28 protein-coding genes, 1 tRNA gene and 1 pseudogene are annotated in these 26,773 nt (G+C 58.0%); 18 read left to right on the top strand and 12 right to left on the bottom strand.

Annotated features, from left to right (window positions below; genetic code table 11):
• Positions 1 to 131: 131 nt before the first annotated feature.
• The 6 genes and pseudogenes from AC19YQ_RS08245 to AC19YQ_RS08220 form a co-directional block, all read right to left on the bottom strand.
• Entirely contained in the window at positions 132 to 1,373 is a 1,242-nt protein-coding gene (locus AC19YQ_RS08245; RefSeq protein WP_500594910.1) for a heme biosynthesis protein HemY, read from the bottom strand.
• Positions 1,370 to 2,497, bottom strand: a complete 1,128-nt coding sequence (locus tag AC19YQ_RS08240) for a uroporphyrinogen-III C-methyltransferase (RefSeq protein ID WP_500594909.1) — start codon at positions 2,495 to 2,497, stop codon at positions 1,370 to 1,372. Before AC19YQ_RS08240 ends, AC19YQ_RS08245 begins: the two co-directional genes overlap by 4 nt.
• Positions 2,498 to 2,513: 16 nt before the next feature.
• Complete coding sequence (locus AC19YQ_RS08235) at positions 2,514 to 3,281, bottom strand: uroporphyrinogen-III synthase (RefSeq protein ID WP_500594908.1); 768 nt, start codon at positions 3,279 to 3,281, stop codon at positions 2,514 to 2,516.
• Positions 3,278 to 4,219: a hydroxymethylbilane synthase gene (hemC, locus tag AC19YQ_RS08230; RefSeq protein ID WP_133079295.1), complete on the bottom strand. Its 942-nt coding sequence runs from the start codon at positions 4,217 to 4,219 to the stop codon at positions 3,278 to 3,280. The genes AC19YQ_RS08235 and hemC overlap by 4 nt, the downstream gene beginning before the upstream one ends.
• Before the next feature lie 127 nt (positions 4,220 to 4,346).
• Positions 4,347 to 5,093, bottom strand: a complete 747-nt coding sequence (locus AC19YQ_RS08225; RefSeq protein ID WP_133079296.1) for a LytR/AlgR family response regulator transcription factor — start codon at positions 5,091 to 5,093, stop codon at positions 4,347 to 4,349.
• Positions 5,090 to 5,221: pseudogene (locus tag AC19YQ_RS08220) on the bottom strand (sensor histidine kinase); the annotation flags it as partial. The pseudogene AC19YQ_RS08220 and the gene AC19YQ_RS08225, both read right to left, overlap by 4 nt.
• Before the next feature lie 258 nt (positions 5,222 to 5,479).
• Between AC19YQ_RS08220 and argH the strand changes: the two are divergent.
• Entirely contained in the window at positions 5,480 to 6,874 is a 1,395-nt protein-coding gene (gene argH, locus AC19YQ_RS08215; RefSeq protein WP_133079297.1) for an argininosuccinate lyase, read from the top strand.
• A 67-nt stretch (positions 6,875 to 6,941) separates the two neighbouring features.
• Here the strand turns inward: argH and AC19YQ_RS08210 are convergent, their stop codons facing one another.
• On the bottom strand, positions 6,942 to 7,601 hold the full coding sequence (locus tag AC19YQ_RS08210; RefSeq protein WP_500594907.1) for a glutathione S-transferase family protein: 660 nt from the start codon (positions 7,599 to 7,601) through the stop codon (positions 6,942 to 6,944).
• A gap of 124 nt (positions 7,602 to 7,725) precedes the next feature.
• On the opposite strand from AC19YQ_RS08210, the gene AC19YQ_RS08205 reads away from it, so the two are divergent.
• A complete protein-coding gene (locus tag AC19YQ_RS08205; protein WP_019824424.1) occupies positions 7,726 to 8,010 on the top strand; it encodes a hypothetical protein in 285 nt (94 codons plus the stop codon).
• An 8-nt stretch (positions 8,011 to 8,018) separates the two neighbouring features.
• On the opposite strand, the gene dibA is transcribed toward AC19YQ_RS08205, so the two are convergent.
• Positions 8,019 to 9,941, bottom strand: a complete 1,923-nt coding sequence (dibA, locus tag AC19YQ_RS08200) for a phosphodiesterase DibA (protein WP_500594906.1) — start codon at positions 9,939 to 9,941, stop codon at positions 8,019 to 8,021.
• A gap of 149 nt (positions 9,942 to 10,090) precedes the next feature.
• Here dibA and desA point away from each other — a divergent pair, with 149 nt between their 5' ends.
• A complete protein-coding gene (gene desA / locus AC19YQ_RS08195; protein ID WP_326398953.1) occupies positions 10,091 to 11,275 on the top strand; it encodes a delta-9 fatty acid desaturase DesA in 1,185 nt (394 codons plus the stop codon).
• 112 nt (positions 11,276 to 11,387) lie between these two features.
• Here desA and AC19YQ_RS08190 read toward each other — a convergent pair whose 3' ends face one another.
• The 3 genes from AC19YQ_RS08190 to gabD form a co-directional block, all read right to left on the bottom strand.
• Positions 11,388 to 12,602 carry an HDOD domain-containing protein gene (locus AC19YQ_RS08190; RefSeq protein ID WP_500594905.1) on the bottom strand — a complete coding sequence of 405 codons (1,215 nt, stop codon included), beginning with the start codon at positions 12,600 to 12,602 and terminating at the stop codon, positions 11,388 to 11,390.
• Positions 12,603 to 12,746: 144 nt separating this feature from the next.
• The gene (gabT, locus tag AC19YQ_RS08185; protein ID WP_133079302.1) at positions 12,747 to 14,030 is read right to left on the bottom strand and encodes a 4-aminobutyrate--2-oxoglutarate transaminase; all 1,284 of its coding nucleotides are present in this window, start codon (positions 14,028 to 14,030) and stop codon (positions 12,747 to 12,749) included.
• Positions 14,031 to 14,205: 175 nt separating this feature from the next.
• Complete coding sequence (gene gabD, locus AC19YQ_RS08180; protein ID WP_133079303.1) at positions 14,206 to 15,648, bottom strand: NADP-dependent succinate-semialdehyde dehydrogenase; 1,443 nt, start codon at positions 15,646 to 15,648, stop codon at positions 14,206 to 14,208.
• A gap of 348 nt (positions 15,649 to 15,996) precedes the next feature.
• On the opposite strand from gabD, the gene AC19YQ_RS08175 reads away from it, so the two are divergent.
• The 14 genes from AC19YQ_RS08175 (at position 15,997) to AC19YQ_RS08110 (ending at position 25,053) form a co-directional block, all read left to right on the top strand.
• Positions 15,997 to 16,073: transfer RNA gene (locus AC19YQ_RS08175), tRNA-Arg, on the top strand.
• A 165-nt stretch (positions 16,074 to 16,238) separates the two neighbouring features.
• The gene (locus AC19YQ_RS08170; RefSeq protein WP_397463614.1) at positions 16,239 to 17,477 is read left to right on the top strand and encodes a tyrosine-type recombinase/integrase; all 1,239 of its coding nucleotides are present in this window, start codon (positions 16,239 to 16,241) and stop codon (positions 17,475 to 17,477) included.
• Positions 17,474 to 18,172, top strand: a complete 699-nt coding sequence (locus tag AC19YQ_RS08165; protein ID WP_500594904.1) for a hypothetical protein — start codon at positions 17,474 to 17,476, stop codon at positions 18,170 to 18,172. Before AC19YQ_RS08170 ends, AC19YQ_RS08165 begins: the two co-directional genes overlap by 4 nt.
• A 34-nt stretch (positions 18,173 to 18,206) precedes the next feature.
• Positions 18,207 to 18,425: a helix-turn-helix transcriptional regulator gene (locus AC19YQ_RS08160; protein ID WP_397463616.1), complete on the top strand. Its 219-nt coding sequence runs from the start codon at positions 18,207 to 18,209 to the stop codon at positions 18,423 to 18,425.
• 294 nt (positions 18,426 to 18,719) lie between these two features.
• On the top strand, positions 18,720 to 18,893 hold the full coding sequence (locus AC19YQ_RS08155; RefSeq protein WP_500594903.1) for a hypothetical protein: 174 nt from the start codon (positions 18,720 to 18,722) through the stop codon (positions 18,891 to 18,893).
• A complete protein-coding gene (locus AC19YQ_RS08150; protein WP_500594902.1) occupies positions 18,890 to 19,177 on the top strand; it encodes a hypothetical protein in 288 nt (95 codons plus the stop codon). The genes AC19YQ_RS08155 and AC19YQ_RS08150 overlap by 4 nt, the downstream gene beginning before the upstream one ends.
• On the top strand, positions 19,177 to 19,398 hold the full coding sequence (locus AC19YQ_RS08145; RefSeq protein ID WP_153367455.1) for a hypothetical protein: 222 nt from the start codon (positions 19,177 to 19,179) through the stop codon (positions 19,396 to 19,398). The genes AC19YQ_RS08150 and AC19YQ_RS08145 overlap by 1 nt, the downstream gene beginning before the upstream one ends.
• Before the next feature lie 6 nt (positions 19,399 to 19,404).
• Positions 19,405 to 19,692 (top strand): hypothetical protein, encoded by a 288-nt coding sequence (locus tag AC19YQ_RS08140; protein ID WP_500594901.1) that lies wholly within the window; start codon positions 19,405 to 19,407, stop codon positions 19,690 to 19,692.
• A gap of 102 nt (positions 19,693 to 19,794) precedes the next feature.
• On the top strand, positions 19,795 to 20,664 hold the full coding sequence (locus tag AC19YQ_RS08135; protein WP_500594954.1) for a hypothetical protein: 870 nt from the start codon (positions 19,795 to 19,797) through the stop codon (positions 20,662 to 20,664).
• Complete coding sequence (locus AC19YQ_RS08130) at positions 20,651 to 21,448, top strand: ATP-binding protein (protein ID WP_500594900.1); 798 nt, start codon at positions 20,651 to 20,653, stop codon at positions 21,446 to 21,448. Before AC19YQ_RS08135 ends, AC19YQ_RS08130 begins: the two co-directional genes overlap by 14 nt.
• Complete coding sequence (locus AC19YQ_RS08125) at positions 21,445 to 22,812, top strand: replicative DNA helicase (RefSeq protein WP_500594899.1); 1,368 nt, start codon at positions 21,445 to 21,447, stop codon at positions 22,810 to 22,812. The genes AC19YQ_RS08130 and AC19YQ_RS08125 overlap by 4 nt, the downstream gene beginning before the upstream one ends.
• Positions 22,802 to 23,728, top strand: a complete 927-nt coding sequence (locus AC19YQ_RS08120) for a hypothetical protein (RefSeq protein WP_500594898.1) — start codon at positions 22,802 to 22,804, stop codon at positions 23,726 to 23,728. The genes AC19YQ_RS08125 and AC19YQ_RS08120 overlap by 11 nt, the downstream gene beginning before the upstream one ends.
• Positions 23,729 to 23,828: 100 nt before the next feature.
• Positions 23,829 to 24,455 (top strand): helix-turn-helix domain-containing protein, encoded by a 627-nt coding sequence (locus tag AC19YQ_RS08115; protein WP_500594897.1) that lies wholly within the window; start codon positions 23,829 to 23,831, stop codon positions 24,453 to 24,455.
• A 52-nt stretch (positions 24,456 to 24,507) separates the two neighbouring features.
• Positions 24,508 to 25,053, top strand: a complete 546-nt coding sequence (locus AC19YQ_RS08110; protein ID WP_500594896.1) for a hypothetical protein — start codon at positions 24,508 to 24,510, stop codon at positions 25,051 to 25,053.
• A 17-nt stretch (positions 25,054 to 25,070) separates the two neighbouring features.
• On the opposite strand, the gene AC19YQ_RS08105 is transcribed toward AC19YQ_RS08110, so the two are convergent.
• Positions 25,071 to 25,832 carry a hypothetical protein gene (locus tag AC19YQ_RS08105; protein WP_133143838.1) on the bottom strand — a complete coding sequence of 254 codons (762 nt, stop codon included), beginning with the start codon at positions 25,830 to 25,832 and terminating at the stop codon, positions 25,071 to 25,073.
• Positions 25,833 to 26,146: 314 nt separating this feature from the next.
• Here AC19YQ_RS08105 and AC19YQ_RS08100 point away from each other — a divergent pair, with 314 nt between their 5' ends.
• Positions 26,147 to 26,758, top strand: coding sequence for a hypothetical protein (locus AC19YQ_RS08100; RefSeq protein ID WP_464013745.1), 612 nt, complete (start codon positions 26,147 to 26,149; stop codon positions 26,756 to 26,758).
• The last annotated feature ends 15 nt before the right edge of the window (positions 26,759 to 26,773 follow it).

Below are 26,773 nucleotides of genomic sequence, written 5' to 3'. Positions count from 1 at the left end.
GAAAGTTGGGAATTACCAACAAGAGCTGAAGGCTTAGAGTGTAAGTAACGTAGGAAATACCGACTCGCACAGCGCCCACATTCTACTTCGGCCAGTCTGGCGTGCGCCGAAACGCAGCCAGACTGCCTTTTTCAGAGAGTCGTGGCCGTCGCTGGCAAAGGAGAGGCCAGCAAGCGTTCATCCAGCAGATTCAACCCTTCCTGAAAGAGTTGATTACTGCGCGTTGTATCCCCCAACTGAGCCAGCAGTCGGGCCAGCTCTGCACAGGTTTCAGGGTTGCGCTCAACCTTCAGACTGCTTTCGAGATAGTCGCGGGCCTTGCCCCACAAGCTGTTTTGCAGACACAAGCGACCCAGGGTCAAGAGCAGGCTGGCATCCCCCGGGTGGGTTTTCAACCATCCTTCGGCGACCTGCAACTGCTTGACCGGGTCGCTGCCGCGCAGCAGGCCATAGAGGCGCACCAGATGGCTGTCATAGTTGCGTTTGAGCGCCCCGCGCAACACTTCCTCAGCTTCGGCTTGCGCGCCCAACTGGCGCAACTGCTCGGCGTAGGCCAGAACCAGCGCAGGCTCCTGGCGTTGAGCCGAAGTGAGTTGTTGCCAGGAGCGCTGCAGCGATTGCAGCCCTGCCTCGCCTTCAGTCTCGCGCTGGGCCGCCAGGCTAAGATTTTGTCCCCAGGCCCGACGCTCAAGCTCGGCAAGCTCCTTGACTGGCAACACCTTGTCCTTGCGCAACTCTGGCAGCAAGCGAATCAACGCCGCCCAGTCTCCACGCTGCTGGTGCAGACGCTGCAACTGGCGTAGCACCTGGACGTTATGCGGATGACGCTCGTGCATGGCTTGCAAGGTCACCAGCGCACCATCCGTATCGGCGCGGTCCACCTGCAGCTGGGCATGGCTCAAGGCAATGGCCAGCTCGGCTTGGGGCTGACGCTCCAGTGCGCGCTCAAGCAGGTTGTCGCTTTCTTCGTAATGCCCCTGCTCGTTGGCTGCGCGTGCGGCACCCAGGTAGTAGAGCAACGGTTGCGGTTCGGCTTCAGCGGCTCGCGCCAGATGCTTTTGCGCACTGGCCCAGCGACCTTCGGCAAGGTCCATCTGGCCTTGCTCGATGGCGATCTGAACCCGACGGCTGCGATTGCGCCGCGACCACGGGTTCACCAACCCGGTAGAAGCCGTAACCAGCTCCACCAGCAGCTTGATCCCCCAGACCAGCAACCACAGGACTGCCAACAGAGCGAGCGTTGCCCATACGCTGGATTCGTAGCGGAAGTTTTTATAGGCGATCAGCACATAGCCCGCGTCCTCAGCGATTGCCAGGCCGATGCAGGCCGCAGCTGCAATCAACAAAAACACAATCACGTAGAAACGCTTCATGGAAGTGTCTCCTGCGCCGGGCTGGCAGCCGCTTTACCCGGCTCGTCGGCACGGACATGCCGGCGCTCCAGATAAGCCTGCACCGCACTCAGGGTGGCCGCGAGGTCCGGGGTTTTCACCGTGACCGGCTGCTTGGAGAGCTCGACCACCTGCTCAAGAATTTTTTTACTCTGCGGGTTATCCGGGTTGAAGTTGCCTTTGAGGACTTCTTGCGCCTGCGCCAAGGCCTGGGTGTACACCGACTCCTGACCATTGAGGGCCGCCCACTGGGCTTGCTCCAGCGCAAGGCTCAAGGCCAGACGAACTTGCGTCAGGCTTTGACCTGCCAACAGCGGGCGCACGTTTTTGTCGGCATTGAAGTCGATACGAATGTAATGCGAGATCTCATCCCACCACTGCGCCCAACGGCTCGCGCCATCGCCATCTGCCGTCAGACTCGCCAGCGAATCACCTTGATTCTGATAGGCAGGAGCCAGGGCGCTGAGCTGCGCGACCTGGTCATGCAAGGCCGCCAACTGCAAAAACAGGCCAGTGCGATCCGGCTGTTCAATGCTGCGCAGTGCCGCCAGGCTTTTTGCAAGTTGCTCGCGGGCAGCGAAAGAGCCCGGATCATTTTGCTCGCGTAAAATGGCGTCCGCTCCTTGCACCAGCGCCTGGGCGCTGGTGATGTCCTGCAGTGCCGACAAGCGCAAGGTGGCTAGCCGCAGCAAGTGCTCGGCCTCGGCCAGACGCCAGTCTTTGCGGCTTTCACCCAATACGGTTTCGAGGCGCTGGTTCAGGCGCTGCTGATCGCCTTGCAGCTGCACGACCAATTGACGCTGATTATCCAGCTCACCCGCGGAGGGTAATTGGTTGACGCGCGTCAGCAGTTGCTGCTCGCCCTGCTTGATCGACAGCGTTTGCGCGGCCAAGGCTGGCACGTCGCTCAGTTGCTGTTCGGTGGTGGCTTGCAGCTGTCGTACCTGCCACACCCCCCAGCCGCCGACGGCAATGCCGGCTGCGCCCAGCAACAGGGCGAAAACGGCCAGACCATTGCCTCGTCCCTGCGGCGCAGGGTCAGCATTTTTAGTCGGCGCGTCTGGCGCCGACTGTACGTGTTCTTTGGACAAGACTGTTTCGCTCACGAATCCATCCTTTGCATTAAAAAGCAGGTGCGGGATGTTCCCGCAGCGCCGCCAGCAAAGCCGTGGCACTCGCGCCACGACAATCCACAACGTTTTGCGCCCCGGCGCTGCGTGCCATCTCAGCTACCCGAGGGCTTGGAACAAACAATGGCAGACATCCAAGCTGCGGCCAGGTGTCGCCTGCCAATTGGCGTAAATGTTCAAAACCCTGCCCACTGCTGACCACCAGCGCGTTCAGGCGTTCCACTTTAACTCGCTGATACAGGGTCGCAGGCGGGTACGACGGCAGTTCGCGACGATAGAGTTCAAGATAGTCGACCTGCACTCCAAGGCTACGCATCCGGTCCGCCAACATCTCGCGACCGCCCTCCCCGCGCAGGATCAAAACCCTGGGCTGATCACATCCCACCGCCGCTTCGAACTCAGGTATCGCCAGCAGAGCTTCGCTGTCATCCCCGCATTGAGGGTAGCTAACATCAAGGCCGTAGTCGGCGAGAATCTGCGCGGTGGCGGCGCCAACGCTGAACCACTTCTGCCGGGGCGCTTGCGGCCAGTATTGATTGACCAGCTCAAGCCCCAGACGCGCCGCAGGCTTGCTGACCACAATCACCGCGCAATAACGGTCAAGACTCGCAATCAGCGCCCGCTGCACATCAGTCAGGGCCAATGGCCTGATCGCCAGAAGTGGCAGGCTGGTGCTGAAAATCCCGGCAGCCGCCAACTCATGGGCCAGGGCTGCCGACTCCTCGGCTGGCCGGGTCAGCAACAAGCGCCAGCCTGTCACTCGTGACCTGCCTCACCATAGACGGCTTTGAGGATATCCCCGGCGCCCTGGGCCAGCAGCGCCTCGGCCACCTGCACGCCCAGCTCGGTAGCCGCCTCACGCGGTGCCCGGGCATCAGCGCTCAGCAGCACGCCACCGCTGGGTTCACCGACCAGTCCGCGCAGCCAGATTTGCTCGCCTTCGAGCACCGCATAGCATGCGATCGGGACCTGGCAGCCACCATTGAGGTGTTTGTTCAGAGCACGTTCTGCAGTAACGCGCACGGCGGTATCGGCATGATGCAAAGGCGACAGCAAGGCATGGATTTGAGTATCTGCGCTGCGGCACTCGATGCCCACTGCGCCTTGGCCGCCCGCTGGCAGGCTGTCATCGATGCTGATGGCCGAGGTGATGCGGTCTTCAAAGCCGAGGCGGATCAGGCCGGCAGCCGCCAGGATGATCGCGTCGTACTCGCCGGCATCGAGTTTGGCCAGGCGGGTGTTGACGTTGCCCCGCAGAAAGCGGATCTCAAGATCCGGACGGCGAGTCAGCAACTGGGCCTGACGACGCAGGCTGGACGTGCCGACAACGCTGCCATGCGGCAAGTCATCAAGGCTGGCGAAGGTGTTGGAGACGAAGGCATCACGCGGGTCTTCACGCTCGCAAATGCAGAACAGGCCCAGACCTTCCGGGAAGTCCATCGGCACGTCTTTCATGGAATGCACGGCGATGTCGGCTTCATTCTCGAGCAGAGCCGTTTCGAGTTCCTTGACGAAAAGCCCCTTGCCGCCGATTTTCGACAGCGGCGAGTCCAGCAGCTTGTCACCACGGCTGACCATGGGCACCAGCGTCACCAAAATACCGGGGTGAGCCTGCTCTAAACGGGCTTTAACGTATTCGGCCTGCCACAGAGCCAGGGCGCTTTTACGGGTAGCGATGCGGATTTCGCGAGAGGACATGGATCAATCCGTACTGAAAAGATACGGCTGATAATAACAGCTCAGCCAAAACAGCTTTGACTTGTATCAGAAAGTCCTCGGCCTCCCTGGCCCAAAAACGGCGCACCAGCGCCTTTTTCAGCGCGAACTACAGCTGCTGCATCATTTTGCGTACACCCGCCACATGCCGTCGGCTCACGATCAGTGCATCGCCGTTAAGCCCTCTAAGGAACAGCTGGAAGTGCCCCAGCGGCGTGCGCTGCAAACGTTCGATCCGATCCCGCGCCACCAGTGCATTACGGTGAATTCGCACAAAGCGTTCACCAAACTCGTCTTCGAGCGCCTTGAGTGGCTCATCGAGGAGCACTTCACCGCCAGCGTGACGCAAGGTCACGTACTTATGGTCGGCTATAAAATAGATCACTTGGTCGATGGGGATCAGTTCAATGCCTTTTCGGGTTCTGGCACTGATATGACTGCGCGGACCACTGCCGGTTTGCGCGGCAGGCCGGGTGAGCGCGGCCAGCTGGATGCGATTGGGCCGGTGAGCCTCTTTCAAGGCGGCGCTCAAGTCCTGAGCAGTGACCGGCTTGATTACATAGCTGACGCCGCTGTCCTGCAGGGCCTGCACGGAGAATTCGTCCGGCGCCACGCAAAACACCACCGAAGGCGGTAGCTCGCGTTCGCATAATTTGGCTGCAACCTGCAACCCGTCCAGGCCCGGCAAGCGGATATCCAGTAAAACGACATCCGGTTTCAGGTTTTCGATCAGGGTGAGTGCCTCTTCGCCATTTGTGGCGCCAGGCTCCAGCAACGTGTAACCCCCAAGCGTGCTGAGCAAGTGGCTCAAATGCTCGCGGGCCAGGGTTTCGTCATCAACGATCAGGACATTCATATAGCGCTGTATTCCTGCGTGAGTCTCGCACAAGGATAGCGTAGACAGGTGAAGTGACGACTGTCACGGCGATCCACGCTAAGACTAGCGCGAAGGCCAAAAAGTGCCGCAAACCTCGCAGCAAAATTCACCTGTCTCGGTTGCTCGATTTAATACCGGATACGTCTGGCAATCTACAAAGACCTGCAATGACTGATCCATACGACCAACTGTAGACGGTTGCCAAGACGAAAGTATTCAAACGATACATTTCGTTTCGGATTTTTGTTTATACCGCACTTCACACAAAAACCTGCCGACCTGCGTCAACGCCTTGATTGGCAACCCTGTTATGATCCGCGGTAACTTTTTGTGTAACTCCCCCTCAGCCGATTACGAGCGAATCCATGAGCACCGACAAGACCAATCAGTCCTGGGGCGGCCGCTTCAGTGAACCCGTCGACGCCTTCGTTGCGCGTTTCACCGCCTCCGTCACTTTCGACCAGCGCCTTTATCGCCACGACATCATGGGCTCCGTGGCTCACGCCACCATGCTGGCCAAGGTCGGCGTGCTGACCGATGCCGAGCGCGACAGCATCATCGATGGCCTCAAGTCCATCCAGAGCGAAATCGAAGCCGGCACGTTTGACTGGCGCATCGATCTGGAAGATGTGCACATGAACATCGAGGCGCGCCTGACCGATCGCATCGGCGTAACCGGCAAAAAGCTGCACACCGGTCGCAGCCGTAACGACCAGGTAGCTACCGATATTCGACTGTGGTTGCGTGATGAAATCGACGTGATCCTGGCCGAAATTACTCGCCTGCAAAAAGGCCTGCTGGAGCAGGCAGAGCGCGAAGCCGAAACCATCATGCCCGGCTTTACGCACCTGCAGACCGCACAGCCCGTGACATTCGGTCACCACATGCTGGCGTGGTTCGAGATGCTCAGCCGCGACTACGAGCGTCTTGTCGACTGCCGCAAACGCACCAACCGCATGCCTCTGGGCAGCGCCGCACTGGCGGGCACCACCTACCCGATCGACCGCGAATTCACGGCTCAATTGCTGAGCTTTGACGCTGTTGGCGGCAACTCGCTGGACAACGTCTCCGATCGCGACTTCGCCATCGAATTCTGCGCCGCGGCCAGTATTGCGATGATGCACCTGTCGCGCTTCTCCGAAGAGCTGGTGCTCTGGACCAGCGCACAGTTCCAGTTCATCGATCTGCCGGACCGTTTCTGCACCGGCAGTTCGATCATGCCGCAAAAGAAAAACCCCGACGTGCCAGAGCTGGTACGTGGCAAAAGTGGCCGTGTATTCGGTGCACTGATGGGCCTGTTGACCCTGATGAAGGGCCAGCCGCTGGCCTACAACAAGGACAACCAGGAAGACAAGGAGCCGCTGTTCGACGCAGCCGACACCTTGCGCGACTCGTTGCGCGCCTTTGCCGACATGATCCCGGCGATCAAGCCCAAGCACGCAATCATGCGTGAAGCGGCATTGCGCGGGTTCTCGACCGCTACCGACCTGGCCGACTACCTGGTTCGCCGTGGCCTGCCGTTCCGTGACTGCCACGAAATCGTCGGCCATGCCGTTAAATACGGCGTCGAGACGGGCAAGGATCTGGCAGAAATGAGCCTCGAAGAACTGCGCCAGTTCAGCGATCAGATCGAAGACGACGTGTTTGCCGTGCTCACGCTGGAAGGTTCGGTCAATGCCCGCGATCACATCGGCGGCACCGCGCCGGCGCAAGTGAAAGCAGCTGTTGTTCGTGGCAAGGCGTTGTTGGCTACCCGCTAACTTCTGAGCAATACAAAAAAACGGGCACCTTCGGGTGCCCGTTTTTTATTCAGCGCCAGTACCCGCGTTATTTCTTGCTACTGATCCAGGCCAGAAACTGCGGCATGGCGGCTTCTTTGTCTGCGCCAATTTTTTGCACGTGCGGGTTTTGCTCCAGCCGCTCCAGCAACGCTTTGGCGCCCGGCATGTCAGCCAGCAGGTCCAGGCCAAACACCTTGTGCCCAACGGCGCAGGCCAGATTGACGCTGCAAGCGAAGTAAATATCCGCAACAGTCAGGGTGTCGCCCGCCACATAGGGGGCGAACTTGCCATGACGCCTCAATGAAGCCATCCCTTCCAAGAGCTCGATGCGCGCTTTTTCCTTGATCGCTTCCGGCACTTTCATGCCAAAGAATGCTTCGGGGTAACACGCACGTGCAGGCAGCTCGATGTACAGCTCGATTTCCTTGGCCAGCGCCAGCACTTGAGCGCGCTCAAACGGATCAACCGGCAACAGTTTAGGGCCTGGCTGGGTCTGTTCGATGTACTCGAGGATCACACTGGTTTCATTGACGTAACCTTGCTCAACCCCCAGCACCGGGACTTTGCCACGGGGGCTGATAGCCAGTGCCTCAGGGGTTTGACCCGCGAAAAACGGCACTTCCTCAAACGGCACACCCTTCTCCAGCAGCGCCAGTTTGACCATGTTGTAGTAGTTGCTGACTGCGAATCCATAAAGCTTGAGCATCACAAAGCCTCCAGGCCGTGTAGGGGTTGGCTGCTGCTGTTATAGAGCTTCGTTACTGGACTGGCTAGCAGCATCACCCGGCTGAATACCGTTAGACTGGCCATCTTTACTTAAGGAGCCTGCCATGAGCGAGCCAGTTGATATCGATAACGAAGAAGAAGAGTTCGCCGAGTCCACGTTGATTCAGGCCATTGAAAACCAGATTGAAAGCGACAACCCGCCTGCAGCAAAAGCCACGTTCAACAAACTGACGCTGGTCGGCTACGAGCGTGAAGACATTCTGCAGATGATGGCCCACGTGCTGGCCGTGGAGATTGACGCGATCCTCGAAGAAGACCGCGCCTTCAACACCGAGTGGTACGAAACAGCCCTGCGCGCACTGCCGACGTTGCCGCCAGAAAAAAACTGAACCCCGGCTCAGCCGCGAATGGCGGGGGCTCGCTGCCAGTCCAGTTCCGTGGCCGGCATCGGGCGCCCGAACCAGTAGCCCTGACCCAGGTTGCAGTTGAGGTCGAGCAGGAACCGCGCCTGCTCGACCTGCTCGATCCCCTCGGCGTGCACCTGCAAGCCCATGCTTTGACCCAGCGCAATGACGGCACGCACGATCGCCACATCGTCATTGTCCCCGGGCAACCCGGCGACAAATCCCTGATCAATTTTCAGTTTCTGCACAGGCAACCGCTTGAGTCGCAGCAACGATGAAAAACCGGTGCCAAAATCATCGATGGCCAGGCGCAAACCCAGCGCTCGCAGACGATGCATCTGTTCCAGTGCGACTTGAGAGTTATCCATCACCGCACTTTCGGTCACTTCCAGCTCCAGCAATGCAGGGTCCAGCCCCGTGTCTGCCAGCACCGTTGAAACCAGCGTGTACAGCTCAGGTCGAGCAAATAACCGGCTGGAAATGTTCACCGCCACAAATGACAATTTCAGGCCAGCCGCTTGCCACTGAACCATCTGCCAACAGGCCTGCTCCAGCACCCAGGCGTCAATTTCTGCAATCAATCCGGTGCGCTCGGCGATCGGAATAAACTCTCCCGGCGACAACAGCCCCCGCAGTGGATGTTCCCAGCGCACCAGCGCCTCAACACCAATCAGGCGACTGGTTTGCAGATCGTGCACAGGCTGGTAATACACGCGCAGCTCGTGCTGCTCCAGGGCACGGCGCAAATCCCCGGCCACCTCAATACGGTACTGCGCATGGGCTGTCAGCTCTTCGGTGTACAAGGCATAGCCTTCACGCCCTATGCTTTTGGCCTTGAACAGGGCCGAGTCGGCATTGCGCAGCAATTGCTCGGCATTCAATGCGTCTTTGGGGAATACGCTGATACCGATACTGGCGCTGATAAACAGCTGATGTTTATCGACATCGAAGGCGCCTTTCATGACCTCCAGCACCTGTTGCGCAGCATTGGCGGCATGGGCCACTTGCGGGCAATTATCGACCAGCACGGCAAACTCATCGCCACCGAGTCGAGCCACGGTAAAGCCTTTGCCAAATACCCTCTGCAAACGGTCCGCGACTGCCTTGAGCAAAAGATCACCGACGTTATGGCCCAGGCTGTCGTTGATGATCTTGAAGTGGTCGAGGTCGACCATCAGCAGCGCACAGCCCGTCTGATGGCGCTGCGCAGAAGCCAGAGCCTGCTCGGTACGGTCAGTAAACAACAGTCGATTGGGCAAGTCAGTCAGCGGATCGTGATGAACAAGTCGTGCCAGTTCGCTCTGGGAGTTCTTGATCGCGGAAATATCTGAAAAAACCGCGACATAGTGAGTGACCTGCCCCTTGTCGTCGGTAATCGAGCGGACTGTCTGCCATTGCGGGTAAATCTCGCCACTTTTACGCCGGTTCCAGATCTCTCCGTGCCAGTCACCGCTTTCGTCTATCGACTTGAAGATCGCCTCATAGAACGCAGGACCATGGCGACCCGACTTGAACATGTTCGGTCGATGGCCCAGCACCTCTTCGGCCGAGTAACCGGTGATCTCAACCAACGCTCGGTTCACATGCACAATTACACCGCGACTATCGGTGACCAGCACCCCTTCGCGCGTGCAATCAAAGACCACGGCCGCCTGGCGCAAGCGCTCCTGGTCCTGACGCTGACGCTTCAAGCCGGGGCTCATGCCCAAAAAACCGAACAGGCGAGCCCGGGCGAAGAAAATCAGTACGGCACTGAAAAAGGCAAAAACATAACCGTTTATCAGCTGCCAATGCGCCAGCTGCGCTGAATCATCGAAATAACTGTTCAATAAATGATCAGTTGTCAACAGCCAGAAAACCGATAGCAGCCCGTATAACAAGGCCGTACGCAAGGCATCTCGGGAGGAAACAGACATAAGAAAGTTAAAGCACCTACAAAAAAATGGGAATTATAGTGTAAGAAACATCCAGCCACTCTTATCTGAAAGGGCGACTGGTTTTATCTGGCTGCATGGTGATAATGCGTGTTGCAGTTTTTTTCATCTTCCCGAGGGCCAAACAGCCTATGTGGTACAACGGTTTTCTCGACTTGTCGGCCTGGCAACTGGTGGCAGTCACTCTGTTGATGACCCACGTGACCATTATCGGTGTCACGGTTTATCTACACCGCTACTCAGCCCATCGCTCGCTGGAGCTTAACGGTGGCCTGAAACACTTTTTCCGCTTCTGGCTGTGGCTGACCACGGCGCAGAACACACGTGAGTGGACAGCCATCCACCGCAAACACCACGCCAAATGCGAAACCGTCGATGACCCGCACAGCCCGGTTATCAAAGGGTTATCGACCGTTTTGCGAAAAGGTGCAGAGCTGTATCGCGAAGAAGCTCAAAATCCTGAAACATTGCGTATTTACGGCAAAAACTGCCCTGAAGACTGGATTGAGCGAAATGTTTACTCGCGTTACAAAATGCTGGGGGTGGCAATCATGCTGGTCATCGACCTGCTGCTGTTCGGTGCCATCGGCCTGACCATCTGGGCCATTCAGATGATGTGGATTCCGGTATGGGCAGCAGGCGTGGTCAACGGCCTGGGCCATGCTGTGGGTTATCGCAACTTTGAATGCCGCGACGCTGCCACCAATCTGGTGCCGTGGGGCATCATCATTGGCGGCGAAGAGCTGCACAACAACCATCACACCTACCCCAATTCGGCCAAGCTGTCGGTCAAGAAGTGGGAGTTCGACCTGGGCTGGGCCTGGATAAAAGTCTTCAGCTTTTTGCGCCTGGCCAAAGTTCAGCGTGTAGCGCCAATTGCCCACCGGGTGGAAGGCAAAGGCAATCTGGACATGGACACCGCGATGGCGATCCTCAACAACCGTTTCCAGATCATGGCCCAGTACCGAAAGCTGGTCATTGCACCGCTGGTTCAGCAAGAGCTGGCCAAGGTCGATCACTCGGTGCGTCACCAGTTCCGTCGCGCCAAGCGCCTGCTTTCACGGGAGACCAGCCTGCTTGAAGAGCGTCATCACCAGCGTATCGAAACGATGCTGGAGCACAGCCACTCGCTCAAAGTGATTTACGAAAAGCGCCTGGCCCTGCAACAGATCTGGGTCAAGACCAGCACCAATGGTCACGACATGCTGGCCGCGATCAAGGAATGGGTACACGAAGCAGAAGCCAGCGGGATTCAGTCGCTGCGCGAATTTGCTCACCAGCTCAAGACCTACTCGCTGCGTCCTGCGACGGTTTAAAGACTGGCCCGCCTCCACCGATCAGGTGGGAGCGGGCTTGCTCGCGGTGCAATCACCGCGACTTGCCTGACAACCCGCGGCGCCTGAATCGCGAGCAAGCCCGCTCCCACTACTACTGTTTATCGATCAGCTGCGAAAGCTGCGACATGCCCACCCGCAACAAGCGAGCTGTCTTCCCGCCAGCCACCTGGGCAATCCCTTCTTCTGACTCCAGATTGGCCACTTGCGCCGCAAGATTCATCACCAGCGCTTCGCGCGAATACACCCCGCCACCCAAGTGATAAATCGCAGCTATCAACTCGCGCAACTCCAGCGGCAAGCGCCAGCGCGTGCGTAACGCCGAGCCGTAGGCGGCCCCGAATTCGCTCAGTGATGCGTCAATGGCCTGGGTGTCCAGCTCACCACCGGCCTGCTGCCACTCCTCAAGACTGCGCAACAAGGCCAGATCGCCCAATCGATGCAACAGCCCGGCACAGTAGCAACGCTCCTGATCCAGATTGAGCATGCCCGCGAGCGTACGGCCATAGTGCGCCGTACGCAGTGACACAGCCCACTGCTGTTCGGCGTAATCGGCCAGGCAAGGGTCCGTCAGTTGCGGGTTGCGCTTGAGGGTCAGCCCAAGGACCAGATTCATGCTTTGCGCAGCCCCCAGCGACTGCAACGCTTGTGCAAGGGTCTGGGCAGGGCTGGGGCGATGGTGTGCAGCGCTGTTGGCCGCCGCAATCATGACAGCGGTAATTTGCGGATCAGTGCCCACGCCCTGCTCAAGCCGTTCAAGGTCCAGTCCTTCTGGAACGAGACTGCTCTTGAGCGCCGACTGCGCATCAACCAGCAGCGGCGCACCATCAGAAGATGCACGGCGCTGCTCCAGAAACTTCCTGAGGGTCATGCCGGGGGCCAGCGGTGGTGCTTCGCACGAAATCTCTTGCCCTGCATTGAGCAGCAGCCCCTTGAGCCGCATGGTCAGGCCGGCAATGTCCAGCGGTGTCGTCAGGTAGGCTGTTGGCGCCAGCGGCAATGCTTCGCGCACACTGGCGCTGTCATTGCGCGCACTCAGCAAAATAAAAGGCTGCGCTGGAACAGCCCGGCGCTGACGCACAGTGCGCAACAAATCCAGGCCGCTGACTCCGGGCAAATCACGATCAGCAATCACAAGTCCGTAGTGTTTTTTGCTCAACTGCGCGAGCGCTTGCTGACCATCCCCACATACATCCAGCTGGGCATCACAACGTACCGTCAGTACCACCTGCTTGAGCAAGTCCTGAGTCCAGGGGTCGGCCTCGGCAATCAATACAGTGGGCACCGCGCTTAAATCTACAACCGTCATCCAATTTTCTCTCCGCACAATGCCTGCACCTTAGTCAAAGGCCGCACGCGGTTACAGAAAAAATCACCCAAACAGATAGTTCAAACGCAAAAAAACCGCCGAAGCGGTTTTTTTGTGTCTCAGATCACACCCTCAAGGGTGGACTCAAGCCAGTTCAGCGAAGCACTCTTCGATGATGGCCAGGCCTTTGTCCAACTGCTCGTTTGGCGAAGTCAGTGGAACCAGCACACGCAGCACGTTGCCGTAAGTGCCGCACGACAGCAGGATCAAACCTTTGTCGCGAGCCTTGGCAACCACTTGCGCCACTGCAGCCGCGTTTGGCTTGTGGGAATCGCCGCCTTCGAACAGCTCGACCGCAATCATCGCACCCAGGGCACGCACGTCACCGATCACCGGGTACTTGGCCTGAATGGCCTTGAGGCCAGTGACCAGACGCTCGCCAACTTCTTTGCAGCGATCCAGCAGGTGTTCTTCTTCAAACACTTCAAGCACTGCCAGCGCAGCTGCGCAAGCAATCGGGCTACCGGCATAGGTGCCGCCCAGACCGCCTGGAGCGATAGCATCCATATACTCCGCCTTGCCACATACACCGGCCAACGGGAAGCCGCCAGCGATGGATTTGGCGAAGGTGGTCAGGTCGGCAGCAACGCCCATCTGTTCCATCGCGAAGAAGGTGCCAGTACGGCCAGCGCCGGTTTGCACTTCGTCAGCAATCAGCAGGATGCCGTGCTTGTCGCACAGCTCGCGCAGGCGGGCCATGAATGCCTTCGGCGCCACGTAGAAGCCACCTTCGCCCTGTACCGGCTCGATGATGATAGCGGCGATGTCTTTAGGCTCGGCATCGTTTTTGAAGATGCGCTCGATGCTGGCGATGGAATCGTCAACCGAGACGCCATGCATTTCGCACGGGAACAGTGCGCGGAAGATGCCTCCTGGCATCAGGCCCATGCCTGCCGAGTACGGTACGACTTTGCCGGTCAGGCCCAGGGTCATCATGGTGCGACCGTGGTACGCGCCGGTAAAAGCGATCACGCCAGCACGGCCTGTGGCAGCGCGGGCGATTTTCACGGCGTTTTCAACGGCTTCAGAGCCGGTGGTGACCAACAGGGTTTTCTTGTCGAAATTGCCCGGCACCTTGGCGTTGATCTTTTCGCACAGCTCAACGTACGGCTCGTAAGCCAGTACCTGGAAGCAGGTGTGGGTCAGCTTGGTCAGTTGCTCTTGCACGGCGGCAATGATTTTCGGGTGCAAGTGACCGGTGTTCAGTACAGCGATACCGCCTGCGAAGTCGATGAACTCGCGGCCTTCAACGTCGGTGACGGTAGCGTTTTTTGCCGATTCGGCGAAGATCGGGTGAATCTGGCCAACACCGCGCGGTACAGCGGCTTCACGGCGTTTCATCAGGGATGCGTTGGTCTTGTTGCTCATGGTGTCCTCATTCGCCGCTCTTCAAACGGCAGGGTTCAAGGCTGACGCGCCTGGGAGTCAACGATGCCAGCATTCGATGATCGACTGGCATGGCGCTCCCGGCCACAGGAACTAACAGTTTGAAACGCAGGGGAGGCATCGCTCTCGTGCCCCCGCTGCCGAACCACCTGCCGGGTTAGATGCCCAGGCAGAGATATTTGATTTCCAAGTAGTCTTCGATGCCGTACTTGGACCCTTCACGGCCCAGGCCCGAAGCCTTGATACCGCCGAACGGCGCGACTTCGTTGGAGATCAGGCCGGTGTTCACACCCACCATGCCGTACTCCAGGGCTTCCGCCACACGGAACACGCGGCTCAAGTCGCGGGCATAGAAGTACGATGCCAGACCGAACTCGGTGTCGTTGGCCATTGCGATCACTTCAGCTTCATCTTTGAAGCGGAACAGTGGCGCCAGCGGGCCGAAGGTTTCTTCTTTCGCTACGGCTGCGTTTTTCGGCACGTTGATCAGGATGGTCGGCTCGAAGAAGCTGCCTTCCATGCTGTTGCCACCGGCCAGCAGGGTGGCGCCTTTGCTCAATGCGTCAGCGATGTGTTCTTTGACCTTGGCCACGGCCTTGTCATCGATCAGGGGACCTGTGGTGGTGCCTTCGTCCAGACCGTTGCCGATCTTGAGCTTGGCCACGGCCACTTTCAATTTTTCGGCGAAAGCGTCGTAGACCGAATCCTGAATGTACAGGCGGTTTGCGCAAACGCAGGTCTGGCCGTTGTTGCGATATTTGGAAATGATCGCGCCTTCGACGGCCTTATCCAGGTCCGCGTCGTCAAACACGATGAAGGGTGCGTTGCCGCCCAGTTCCAGCGACACTTTTTTGATGTCCTTGGCGCATTCGGCCATCAGCTGACGACCGATTTCGGTCGAGCCGGTGAAGGACAGCTTGCGCACGATCGGGTTACTGGTCAGCTCGCCGCCGATGTCACCCGCACTGCCGGTCACAACGCTCAGCACGCCTTTAGGGATGCCGGCACGGTGTGCCAGTTCAACCAGCGCCAGCGCCGAAAACGGAGTTTGCGAAGCAGGCTTGATCACCATGGTGCAGCCAGCAGCCAAAGCCGGGCCCGCTTTACGGGTGATCATGGCCGCCGGGAAGTTCCACGGGGTGATTGCAGCGGTCACGCCAATCGGTTGCTTGATCACGATCAGGCGCTTGTCTGGCTGATGGCCCGGGATCACGTCGCCATAGACGCGCTTGGCTTCTTCGGCGAACCATTCGATGAACGAAGCGGCGTAAACGATCTCGCCCTTGGCTTCGGCCAGAGGCTTGCCTTGTTCCAGGGTCATCAGGCGACCAAGGTCGTCCTGGTTTTCGATCAACAGCTCAAACCAGCGACGCAGCTTGTTTGCACGCTCTTTGGCGGTCAGGGCACGCCAGGCTGGCAACGCTTTGTCAGCGGCTTCAATGGCGCGACGGGTTTCAACCGCGCCCATTTTTGGCACTGTACCGATGATTTCACCGGTAGCCGGGTTGTTGACCTTGATTGTCTGGCCACCGTCCGCATCGACCCAAGCACCATCGATATAGGCTTGTTGGCGGAACAACTGTGCGTCTTTGAGCTGCATGTGGGCTTTCCTTAACAGCACCGCGCAGGCGCGGAGCGAATTATTAATAGTAGAAAGGCGCCATAGAAGGCTGCCGTCAGGAAGTCATTCACTGCCAAAGTATCTAGAAAACGCACAAAGAGTTAGCCGTGCGGTTTAGCACTCAGACAAGAGCGTTTGAAATCTCAAACGAATCCTAGGGTCAAAGGGGGTAAAGGACAATAGCCTGTTCGAAAAAAAGAACAAGCGGCCATCTTTTACCGCTTTTTCCCCCAGCCCACATTAATAGCCCATAACGCACCAACAAACACCTGACGAATCAGCAGCATGGACGGGCGACACACAGATGAGTATTATGGCGCCCGCGTCGCACCAGTAGCTCAGCTGGATAGAGTACTGCCCTCCGAAGGCAGTGGTCGTGGGTTCGAATCCCGCCTGGTGCACCATATACAAGTTTCCACATGTTCCCACATGATCGGAAACACCCCAAGAAGCCCGCCCCGCGCGGGCTTTCTTGTGTCTGGACGTTCACATATGAACCCACACAGCATTGCGCCCCGTGTATGCCTGCTTGTATGCTCGCTAATAATTTGAAACTGGGGCATACACGCATGAAGCGTTCGGAAATTAAGCGCCGTCCGATGGCAGACACCACCCTTGCCAGCCTTGAGCCAGAGGCCAGCACCTACCGGGAGCTAGATGGCGCCGGGCTCTATTTGCGAGTGAAGCCCACCGGCCAGAAGTCTTGGGAGCTGCGTTACAAAAAAGCTGATGGCAAATGGTCCTGGCTGGGCCTGGGGGGCTATGGCAAAGGAAGCCACCAGTTGACCGGCGAACAGGCGCGCCAGAAAGCAGCAGAGCTACGCGACGGCACAACGAAAGATGGCAGCATGCTCGCCACCCAGCGCGCCAAAAAGGCAGCGGATCGCGAGGCAGCCAACAATACTTTCGAGCATCTGTCGCGCGAGTGGTACGCCAACAAGCGCAAAGGCTGGAGTGCCGGGACGGCGACCAGGGTCATAGGCGCACTGGAACTTCATGTGTTCCCAGTCTTTGGTAAGCGCCCCTATCAAGGCGTACTGCCAATGGAATGGATGGAGTTCCTGCGCGGCATGGAACAGACCGGCATTGTCGAACAGACCAGCCGAGTACGTGCCATATGCCGGGAGATTTACGACCTGGCCCGTGTTACCGGACGCGCCACTCACAACCCGCTTGAAGGACTGCACAAGTTCCTGCTGACCAAGCCAGCCGAGAACTATGCCCATGTTTCAATCGACGAGCTGCCTCCACTGTTACGAGCCATCAGAGCGTACCCGAGCGCTGCCGACGTTCGTATTGGTCTGCACTTACTGTCTATGCTCGCCTGCAGACCGTCTGAGCTACGGGAGGCCCGGTGGTCTGAATTTGATCTAAACGCCGGTATTTGGACAATTCCCGCTGAACGGATGAAGCGTCGTCGTGAGCATGTATTTCCCCTACCGAGCCAAGCCGTCGAACTGCTGCACGATCTGCACAACCTTACTGGCTCTTACTTGCTGTTGTTCCCTGGCCGTAGCGACACCACCAAGCCGCGTTCCAATACCGTCTTCCTGATGGCCCTGCGCCGACTTGGCTACGAAGGTCGCCAGACCGGCCACGGATTCCGCCATATCGCCAGCACGATCCTCAACGAACACGGCTTCGATGAAAACCATATTGAGGCCCAGCTATCGCACGTCAAAGACGGGATTGCCGGTGTCTACAACAAAGCTCAGTACCTGGCCCAGCGGACGGCCATGATGCAATGGTATGCCGACCACCTGGACACCTTGGTCAAGGGCAACGTGGTGGAGTTCAAACGGGCATGAGCGAGCGAATACCCCAAGGTGGCTTTGCCTGTCTGAAACAACTTCGCGCTGAGCTTCAACAATGCCATGCGGATGAGCTTGAACAGCATCGAGACCGAATGCTGGCACTGATCGACAGCGCCATCGACGAACGCATACGACAAAATAGAGGGCGAGGCGACACTATCAATTTGCTTTCCGATGCGTTTCTTGGTGGGTTGAAGTGGGGCACGGTTTCTTCCGAGGGAGAGCTATCAGCAGAGGCTTTCGGCCGCCACTCTGAATTACTTACGCAGGTCGGGGGGCTCGATGCTGTCGGCGTGCTTTACCTTTTTTATGTACTGGAATCGAAGGCTGTCGAGTGGATCAGGTCATTAGGCGCGCTCGCACAAACGACGAATCCGAAAAGAGTCGGCGAGCAATGTCCTCATATTCCAGAAGGCTTGATTCTCAATGCAGACATGGCGCTCAAGGGCGACAAGATCAAAGGTGGTCGTAGTGGGGGGCTTGATTCAGAAAACTTGAAGAAGTACCACGAAGACCGCACCGAGTGGCTTTCAAATGGCGGTAAAGCGGAGGAGTCATGCGAACATTTCGATGTTCGCATGGGTGAAAAATACAGCCGTTCCGCTAAGACAATGTCCAAATACCGCAGGGGCCGAGAAAATCCCCCGACACTAGTAGCGCGGGAGACAGGGCAAAGAGCGCATGAATAATGGGGGGCTTCAATAAGCACTTGGATGCACCCCTATGAACACCGATACCGCCCTGACCCAAGCCTTGATACCCCAGCCCGCGCTATGCGTCCAGATAGGTCAGACCCGTTCCGGTCTGGACAAGCTCAAGAAAAAAGACCCTACCTTTCCGAAGCCGATCAAATTCAGCAATGCCCGTCAGGCTGCCGCCTATTACGTTGTGGCCGAGGTGGAAGCCTGGCTGCAATCCAAGATCGCCGCGAGGGATGCCTAAGTGGAAAAGGCCGCACAGACTTTCCCAAGTGTTGCCAAGTGCACCCATCAGCGGTATGGTGCGCGCGTCGCTGCAAATTCAGCGCACGGGACGGCAAGCCCGGAGAGCAAAAGGAGCACAAGCTCCCACCTATCAGCGCGGAGTTTTTTTTCGCCTGTGATTTATGGTGGCGTTGTGTGGGAGGGGTTCGCCCCTGCCGGGTTCCTTTTGCCCCGGCCTTGCCGGCCTGCACAACGCTACCGCCTATCATCGGCAAGTGATGACGGTAGCTCCTCAGCAAAAGGAGCGTTACCTATGCAGTTCTCCCGCACTCAAGATTCGTCCGCCACATCCGGCAAAGCCGCCGCGCACCGCGCTATGGCAATCGCCGCCCTTCATGCCGACTCAAGCCTGTCTGTTCGCCTCAAACGCTACAACGCCCACATGGCCCGCGCTCGCCAACTGGAAGCCCAGGAGGTGGCCCAATGAGCGCCGTTGCCCAACTGAAGAAAGCAGCACCTGCTAAACCGGCCGTGGACTTCCAAGCGCATGCCGAAAGCGATGCCATCCTTATGCGCCGATCTGGCCGCGCCATGGGGGCAATCGCGGGGTTGATTGGCGAGAACCTAAGCCGTCTTGATATCGAAGACGACAGCGACTTCCTGACCCCCTCCGCCTTGAGCGGCCTTCTGGAAGCCGTACAGCTCCTTGCAGATCAACTGGCAGAGCGCGGTGAAGATCTTGGCGAAATTATTGCCGCAGGGAGTGTGTAATGAGCGCACCACTCACGGCAGTGCAAATCATCAAGAGCACTCACGACGGTATTAACAGTGCCTCAACCGTATTCGAACTCGATAGCGCGATGAACGCGGGCGATGGCTGCCTGAACACGTTGCGCCAGCTTGAGTTGATCGATAACGGCCAGTGGATCCGAGAAACCAACGATCTTTGCTCTCGCACGGAACGTCGTCGCACCGAACTGTTGGGGAACTAACTGAACATGAATAACCAAACCTGCAACACAGTGGGTGCGCTCCCGGCTTGCTCGAAGAAAGCCACCGAACTCTGGTACGTCACCCATCCGAAAGCGCCCAAGGCACTTCTCGGCCCCTTTCTGACCGAGGTTGATGCCGAAGCTGGCCGCGTAGTTATGCGTAGCGCCGATGCCATGGTGACGTCCTGCCTGGTCGATTCAATCGACGAATTGACTTACTGGTTCGCACGCAACAACGGCCAGGTCTGTCGGGCCTTTGCTGGCGCTGATCGCCGGGAGGTAAGCCATGAGTAACGTCATTCCGTTCGACCCGCTCATCGACATCATGCCCGGCGGTGCCATCCACCGCTTCCGCGTACCAGACGACAAGGTCGGCGACGACCAAGGGGACGAGTGATGGCCAGAGCGCGAAACATCAAGCCGGCCCTGTTCAAGAACGAGATTCTCGGCGTTGCCGATCCGATGATAACGCTTTTGTTCGCGGGCCTCTGGCTGCTGGCCGACAGAGCCGGTCGCCTTGAAGATCGCCCTCTCCGTATCAAGGGTGAGCTATTCCCCTACCGTGACGGCCTGGATGTTAATTCCATGCTTGATTGGCTGGCCCAAGAGGACTTCATCGTTCGCTACTCGATTGGCGGGAAACTCTTTATCCAGGTCGAAAACTTCGCCAAACACCAGAACCCGCACGTCAAGGAACCAAAAAGCACCATCCCAGCACCTGACGGAAATGGGCTGGCACCAGTCGAGCACAGTGCTAGTACGGTGCAAGCATGGGGCGACCACCATACCGGCCCGGCTGATTCCCTCTCTCTTGATTCCCTTAACCTGATTCCTGATTCCCTTCAAGAGCATGTCGCCGCTGGCGAACCTCCTGCTGCCAGGGATGAAGCGAAGGACTCGAAAGCGACACAGAGCCATGATCAACCCAAGAAGACCCAGGGCACCCGACTGCCTGCCGACTGGTCGCTGCCTGACGACTGGCTGAGCTGGGCGCGCACTGATCGCCCTGAGTTCACCAGCGATCTGCTGGCACAAGAGGGTGAGAAGTTCGCCGATTACTGGCACTCGCTGTCCGGCAGCAAGGCGGTAAAGCTGGATTGGCTCGCCACCTGGCGTAACTGGATCCGCAGCGCTCGGCCGCCAGCCAATGTTCGCCCGCTCCCACAGCAGTCGCGCTTTGTGAACCTGCCACAGGTGAACGCTGAAGAGATTCGCGCCAAGACCGAAGAAAACGCAAAACTGGGGGTAAGCCGTGCAAATTTCTAAATTTGGCACCCAGCCACGCGTCAAAACCCGCATCGACATCTGTCCAACCCACGGTGAATACGATCGCAAGGTGGTTGAGGCCTTCGATGGCGATAACCTCATGCTGACCTGCCCACGCTGCCGCTGGGAGGCCATCAACATCGCTGACACCTGTAGCGCGGCTCATACCTCGGCGTTGGCCAGTAAGCGCAGGGAGGCTCTGAACGCCGCTCTATTCGCCACCGGTATTGCTCCGCGCTTTCGCAGCTGCTCGCTGGGTAACTACCTGACCCGGCTGGAGGGCCAGAAGATTGCCGTGGGCACCTGCCAGGCATATGTCGAGCAGTTCGAAGAGAATTTGGCCGCCGGCCGCTGCTTACTGCTACTCGGCAACTTCGGCAACGGTAAGACGCATTTGGGTTGTGCGATCCTTAAGGAAGTAGTGACCCGCTACGGCGTCTCCGCGCTGTACGCCCCTACCCCCGACATCATTGCCGCGCTCAAGGCCAGCTTTGTGCGCGACTCGTGCCCTACCGAGCAGAGCATCCTGACCGAACTAACTAAGGTCGACCTGCTGCTGATCGACGAGCTGGGCGCGCAGGGCGGAACTGAGTTCGAGCGCCAATCCCTGCACCAGATCATCGATACCCGGTACCGAAATATGCTGCCAACGATCGTCACCTCGAACTTGCCCAGCGCCAAGCTGTCTGCCTACATCGGCGATCGCGCCCTAGATCGTCTGCGCGAGAATGGTGGCCAGGCCATTGCCTTCGACTGGGAATCTTCCCGTGGAGGAGAGCAATGAGCCGCGAACTATTCAGCCTCGAGGCTGAGCACGGCGTCCTAGGTGCGATGATGAAGGACACCAGCCTGCTTGATTCCATTAGCAACAAGGTCACTGCAGCCGACTTCTACTACCTGAAAACCGCTGCGATGTACCAGGTGATTTTGGACTGTCACGCCTCCGGCGAGCCTATCGACCCGGTAACTGTCGGCACATTCCGCGAACGCTTGCCGAACGGCGAATCGACCATCGCCTACGCCGTCGAGATCGCTATGAATGTGCCAAGCGCCGCCAACTGGGCCAGCTACGCCAGGACTGTTCGGGAGCGCGCTGTGTTGCGGCGACTGGTGGATGCGGCTGATTCAGTCCGCGACTCGGCCACCGAGAACCTGCCGCTAGCTCAGATCATCGCAAGCGCTCAGCAGGCCATGGCGGATCTGCGCGATCTGGATGACGGGGAGCCGGATTACAAGCGAATCGATGAAATCATCGAGAAGAACATCGATACCATCGACGCCAAGCACAACGGCAGGCAGGAAAGCGGACTATCCAGCGGGTTGCCGGATCTGGACAAGCTGACGCGTGGCCTACGTCCGCGCACTGTCACCGTCGTGGCTGGCTTGCCCGGTAGCGGCAAGACCACCTTGGGCTTGCAGATTGCCCAGCACATAGCCATAAGCGGCGCCGGCACTGCGTTGGTATTCAGCCTGGAGATGCCCGAAGAAGAACTTGGTCAGCGCGTGCTGGCATCGCTTGGTTCGGTCGATATCGGCCGGCTGGATAGCGGAACCGATATGCAGGACGGCGACTGGGCCGGGCTGACTGCGGCGGTGGCCAAGATCAAAGGCAAGCCGTTGTACGTCTGTGACCGCCCTGGCATGACTCCGGCGCGCATTCGCACCGTTGCCAGGCAGGTACAGCGCGACCACGGCCTGGACGTACTCATGGTGGATTATCTCGGTCTGGTACCTGGTGACGCCAAGGGTCGAAGCCGGGCGGAAGAAGTCGGGAAGATAACTAAGGCTATGGTCAATCTCGCCAAAGAGCTTGGCGTGCCAGTGATCCTGCTGTCACAGCTCAATCGCGAGTCGACCAAACGTGTCGGAAAGAAGCCAGTATCCTCCGATCTGCGCGACTCCGGCGAGATCGAGGCAGACGCCCATTGCATCCTGATGGTTCATCGGGACATGGATACCGAGCAAGGCCAGAACGGCGTCACCGAGATTCTGATGACAAAATGCAGGCACGCGCCGGTCGGGTCATGCCTCGTACAGCAACAGGGCCAGTTCTCCCGGTTCGTGAGCTTCGCTGGCACCCGCGAGGCCAATCAGGACGAATACGACGCCAGGCGCGACTTCTCGGGGAAATTCAGCCGTGGATTCTAAAAAGATAACGGTGAAACAGCCTGTTTCAGATGAGAAACGCCGCCAGGTGCTAGACCTACGCCGCCGTCACTCTCTACGCGAAGTCGCCGAGGCAACCGGCCTTCCGCTGGGGACAGTGAAGACCCTAGTTTCACGCTCGGGGGCATTCCGCGACAACGACCAGCACCGTGCACTGTTCACCTTGCCGCCGATCAAGGTAAGCAGAGAAACCCTGCCCAGCGTGCCTGAGCTGCCGCCTCAGCAGCGAGTGACAGGGGACAAGGAAGTGGACGCCGTGCTGTGGCTGCGCTCGATCATCAAGACAGGTAACGCCGCGCATATCGAGACAGCCCTAGAAGCTGCCAAGCGCATCAAAACCCCGCTCGACGAACTTGAAAAGAGATACAGCCACCTACTGTCCGCTGCCGATCCTGGTAACTGGACGGTTGTATTCAAGACCATCGGCTTTGCCAACCTGGAAGGGCTGGCCCGATCCGCCATTGCCGACCACCACACCCGAGTCGAAGGCCGTGCGCGTTTCGGTGATCGCGCCATGTACGACACTGACGCCGAAGTGTTCTGCGCCGAAGTCCTGGACGGGGCTAAGGTTGGACAGCTCGGATCAATTGACGAGTCCGACATTGCCACCCGATTTAAGGGCCGCCCGGATCTGATGCCACAGACGTTGGCTGACTGCCTGTACGAGTTGGACTACTGGAATGAGTTGTACCGGTTGCGTTGCGCGTTCTGCAGCAGCTCCATAGACGCTGAGGGGTCGCAGGAGGCCTACGCACGGAAACACTTCGTGTTTGGCCTGCTCGCGGAGATGCGGCCCCGCAACAAGGATGAAGCCAAAGCTGTTTTCCGTCACTTGATGCGTGGCGACGACATCGATAGCAAAGAGGCTGAAGCCATTCTGGATAACTTGATTGGCTGATGCTGATTTTTGAACCATCTGAATTCACCTTGTTGATCAGAGCGAAGCCTTGCTAGGTTAGAACTGACCACGTCCTTGACCCTCAAGCAGGATCGCACCAATGAACACGGATCAAACCACGCAAGAAACACAGCATGCCGATCTGTGTCAGCCCAAACCAATCAGCCCTATCGGTTCGGCGGCTCCCTGTATTCGCCAGCTTGCGCAAGTCAACAGACTGGTCGGGGAACGCGTGAGAGAGGCCAGGCGTCTGGCAGGGCTCAGTCAGGTTGCAATGGCTGAAAGGCTGGGATTTACGGCCGGTGATCTCGCCGCGCTTGAAAAAGGTCAAGGCTCCTTTGATTCTTGGCACCTCCGCCGCATTGCTACTGCTTGCAAGGTCACAACTGACTTTCTTTTGGGGCATTCCGAAGAGTCAGAAGTTGGCGAACTGTGCGACGTTGTCAGAGAGCTGTTGATTCAGACGGCAGATCATTTAGGAGAAGTTCGAGCGAAAGATGTACTGGAAAGTGCTCGCATCCAGTACGCATTGTCCGCTGTGAAATCGTTGTCCGATCTGCAGATCAGTGTCATTCAGGAGCTGGAGGACGCGATACAACGAGTGGTAGCACTTAACCCTCGCGACTGGGGCAAAATTCGCGGCGGGCTGCGCCTCGCAACTGCTGTCGAAGAGAACGCCGTAAAGGCCCGCCAGATCCACTACCGGCTCAAAGGGTTTGGAAATTGATCGGTTCACTGGATATGAAGCAGTTTGCAGCCGGTATAAAGGAGCCAGAAACATGCTGAGCAGGATGAAGGTGGTTGGCGAACTGTGCCGCCTGGCCAACAAGCCAGATGCAACGCCAAGGGCACGACTGATTTGCATTCGACGCATATGCCGCATCTACGCGAGCGATTTGGCGTGGATCGCAGAGAGCCGAGCAAATTACCGAAGGGGCAGCACGATCGCCAAGCAAGGCCTCCCGTTTACAGCTCGTAAAGTGGAGATGCTCGACCTGGCCGCCGACCTGAACCTGAAGGTCGAAGAGCAGGCGATGCTAGAAGCCTTGGCCAACTATGCCTGGGACACTATGGTCGGTGAGCATGGCACCATCGAAGCATTTGGCTTTGATGCGCTATGCGATGTGCTCAACGTAAACCCGACCCGCCGTGCCGAGTATCAAAGTGCTGCCAGCCTGGCGGAGCTGGTGCTTGCTGGCGCCGAGGATTGCGCTGATAGTTACAGGGCCCTCCCGACTCCCGCCGGGCTGGGCCCCTTGCACCTGGCTTGCATGTGCTTGAATCAACAGTGCCTCACAATGCGGCCAAACCTAACCGTGTGCTGACCGCTCCGAAGCAATCTTTAAATGCGCCGGGTGGCCTGCCAATCGTTCTTGTCCCAAGATTGGTGAGTGCTCATGGTGACCTGCAGGCTCATCTGAACGAAGCGGCCGAGCGCGTCGATGGGAGCGCTCAAGGGCATCCCGACCGATTCGATCACCAACGGCGCATACCGCCGGCCTTTGTAGACCATCGCAATCATGCACGGGCTAAACGAGGGCAGCATGGCATCCAGCAACCCTTTTTCGCCGGACAGGAAGCTGAGGGCGCCCGTTAGCATCGTGCCCTCTGGCGCCAGTTTCTGAGGGTGAGCCCAATTCATGAACTGTTCCATTGGTCTTTCAACCTCGGCAGTAGGATCGCGCCAGGCACGGAAAAGCAGTGTGACGCTGATCTTGTGTGGCGCTGACCCGCTAAAAATCTGGGTCGAATTCAGCTTTGTCATCCCGGTGCGGCCTCGAGCTTCGTCGATGTTGGCGCCGGCCGACTTGATCTTGTCGCCAATATCACTGCCAACTGCGCGACCCGCTGCATTCCCAATGGACTCGATAAGCGGTTTCAACGCGCCAGACTGGAGCATGCCCATCAACGCCGGGGCTCTGCTCTCGGGGCCAGAGCCTTCAAACGGTGACTGCCAGTTAAACGACATCTGTATATCGGCTTCGTCGGTCAATGCTGCCTTGACCACGATGTCATCGACCATACGTCCGAGATGATCCACCTCATAAAACTTGGCGACCAGGTGCGGATTCAGCCCGTCCCAAATGGAAGTCATCTCGTTCATCAAATTTATCGATGCCGAGGCGGCACCCGTTCCTGTAACTACTGACATTTTCGTATCCCTGTAAAAATCGGTCATATGCAGGGCCGCTAGTTTCGCGGAGCCTGGCTTGCAGCCCTATGCGGTGGTTGAGTCGCATTGTCGAGGGCGCTAGGCGAGCCGTCTGGGCTGGTTTTCCAGCAAAACCAATCTCGCTCAATTTGGCTAGATTTGGCCCGATTTGGCTAAATCAGTACGAATTAACCGAAATAAGAAAATTCAGCTCAGGGCCTTCGACACCGGTTGCCACCATGTCTAAAACCAACCAAGGAATAGACATGAACAACACGAACATCACCCCGGAACAACGTGAAGAACTGCTGGCTCACGCAAAATTGGCTGATTTGGTTACGACAACTGATATCGAAGAGTTTTCAAAGCTGGCTACCGAAGCCGACGGTCTTTTTGCAGAGTTCAGGCGTGCCCGCATGAATGCCCGTTGGCTGGCAGCTATCAGAACGCATGGCAGCCACGAAAATGCATTGCAGGTAGAAAAACAGCGTCGTGATTACGCACTGAGCCAGGTTAATCAAATGTCCGCAGCTACAAGCGACATTCGGAAAGCGCGTGACGCCATGACTTACGGTGTGGGCGGAAACAAACTGAACGATGTGTTCAAACAGATCAAAGACGCTGACTCAGAGGCTAGCGACCTTCGAGTGATCGCCAACAATATGCGCAGTACGCGCAATGCAAAAGTTGCCGCCCTCATTGAGGACGACATTCCAGAGGAGACGGCCCTGTCAGTGGCTAAGCCCTCTTTGGCTGACATTGCGGCGAAACTCGATGAAGCCAAAGCAATACCTGAAAAGGTTTCTGCGCTGAGAGCGGTCGTCAGCTCTTACGAGGCCAAGGTGAACTACCTCTATCCGCTCCCCGCCATTGAGTAACGCACTCGTTGCTGA

The sequence above is a fragment of the Pseudomonas sp. MF06569 genome (assembly GCF_059862735.1).
This window is presented reverse-complemented; position numbering and strand designations above follow the sequence as displayed.

Coding starts and splice junctions, on each gene's coding strand:
- desA (WP_326398953.1), top strand. CDS start 10,091: ATGTGGTACAACGGTTTTCTCGACTTGTCGGCCTGGCAACTGGTGGCA.
- AC19YQ_RS08110 (WP_500594896.1), top strand. CDS start 24,508: ATGCTGAGCAGGATGAAGGTGGTTGGCGAACTGTGCCGCCTGGCCAAC.
- AC19YQ_RS08190 (WP_500594905.1), bottom strand. CDS start 12,602: ATGACGGTTGTAGATTTAAGCGCGGTGCCCACTGTATTGATTGCCGAG.
- AC19YQ_RS08205 (WP_019824424.1), top strand. CDS start 7,726: ATGAGCGAGCCAGTTGATATCGATAACGAAGAAGAAGAGTTCGCCGAG.
- AC19YQ_RS08100 (WP_464013745.1), top strand. CDS start 26,147: ATGAACAACACGAACATCACCCCGGAACAACGTGAAGAACTGCTGGCT.
- AC19YQ_RS08245 (WP_500594910.1), bottom strand. CDS start 1,373: ATGAAGCGTTTCTACGTGATTGTGTTTTTGTTGATTGCAGCTGCGGCC.
- AC19YQ_RS08155 (WP_500594903.1), top strand. CDS start 18,720: ATGCAGTTCTCCCGCACTCAAGATTCGTCCGCCACATCCGGCAAAGCC.
- dibA (WP_500594906.1), bottom strand. CDS start 9,941: ATGTCTGTTTCCTCCCGAGATGCCTTGCGTACGGCCTTGTTATACGGG.
- AC19YQ_RS08145 (WP_153367455.1), top strand. CDS start 19,177: ATGAGCGCACCACTCACGGCAGTGCAAATCATCAAGAGCACTCACGAC.
- AC19YQ_RS08210 (WP_500594907.1), bottom strand. CDS start 7,601: ATGCTCAAGCTTTATGGATTCGCAGTCAGCAACTACTACAACATGGTC.
- AC19YQ_RS08105 (WP_133143838.1), bottom strand. CDS start 25,832: ATGAACGAGATGACTTCCATTTGGGACGGGCTGAATCCGCACCTGGTC.
- gabD (WP_133079303.1), bottom strand. CDS start 15,648: ATGCAGCTCAAAGACGCACAGTTGTTCCGCCAACAAGCCTATATCGAT.
- AC19YQ_RS08140 (WP_500594901.1), top strand. CDS start 19,405: ATGAATAACCAAACCTGCAACACAGTGGGTGCGCTCCCGGCTTGCTCG.
- hemC (WP_133079295.1), bottom strand. CDS start 4,219: ATGTCCTCTCGCGAAATCCGCATCGCTACCCGTAAAAGCGCCCTGGCT.
- AC19YQ_RS08115 (WP_500594897.1), top strand. CDS start 23,829: ATGAACACGGATCAAACCACGCAAGAAACACAGCATGCCGATCTGTGT.
- gabT (WP_133079302.1), bottom strand. CDS start 14,030: ATGAGCAACAAGACCAACGCATCCCTGATGAAACGCCGTGAAGCCGCT.
- AC19YQ_RS08150 (WP_500594902.1), top strand. CDS start 18,890: ATGAGCGCCGTTGCCCAACTGAAGAAAGCAGCACCTGCTAAACCGGCC.
- AC19YQ_RS08170 (WP_397463614.1), top strand. CDS start 16,239: ATGAAGCGTTCGGAAATTAAGCGCCGTCCGATGGCAGACACCACCCTT.
- AC19YQ_RS08125 (WP_500594899.1), top strand. CDS start 21,445: ATGAGCCGCGAACTATTCAGCCTCGAGGCTGAGCACGGCGTCCTAGGT.
- AC19YQ_RS08225 (WP_133079296.1), bottom strand. CDS start 5,093: ATGAATGTCCTGATCGTTGATGACGAAACCCTGGCCCGCGAGCATTTG.
- AC19YQ_RS08160 (WP_397463616.1), top strand. CDS start 18,207: ATGAACACCGATACCGCCCTGACCCAAGCCTTGATACCCCAGCCCGCG.
- AC19YQ_RS08165 (WP_500594904.1), top strand. CDS start 17,474: ATGAGCGAGCGAATACCCCAAGGTGGCTTTGCCTGTCTGAAACAACTT.
- AC19YQ_RS08135 (WP_500594954.1), top strand. CDS start 19,795: ATGGCCAGAGCGCGAAACATCAAGCCGGCCCTGTTCAAGAACGAGATT.
- argH (WP_133079297.1), top strand. CDS start 5,480: ATGAGCACCGACAAGACCAATCAGTCCTGGGGCGGCCGCTTCAGTGAA.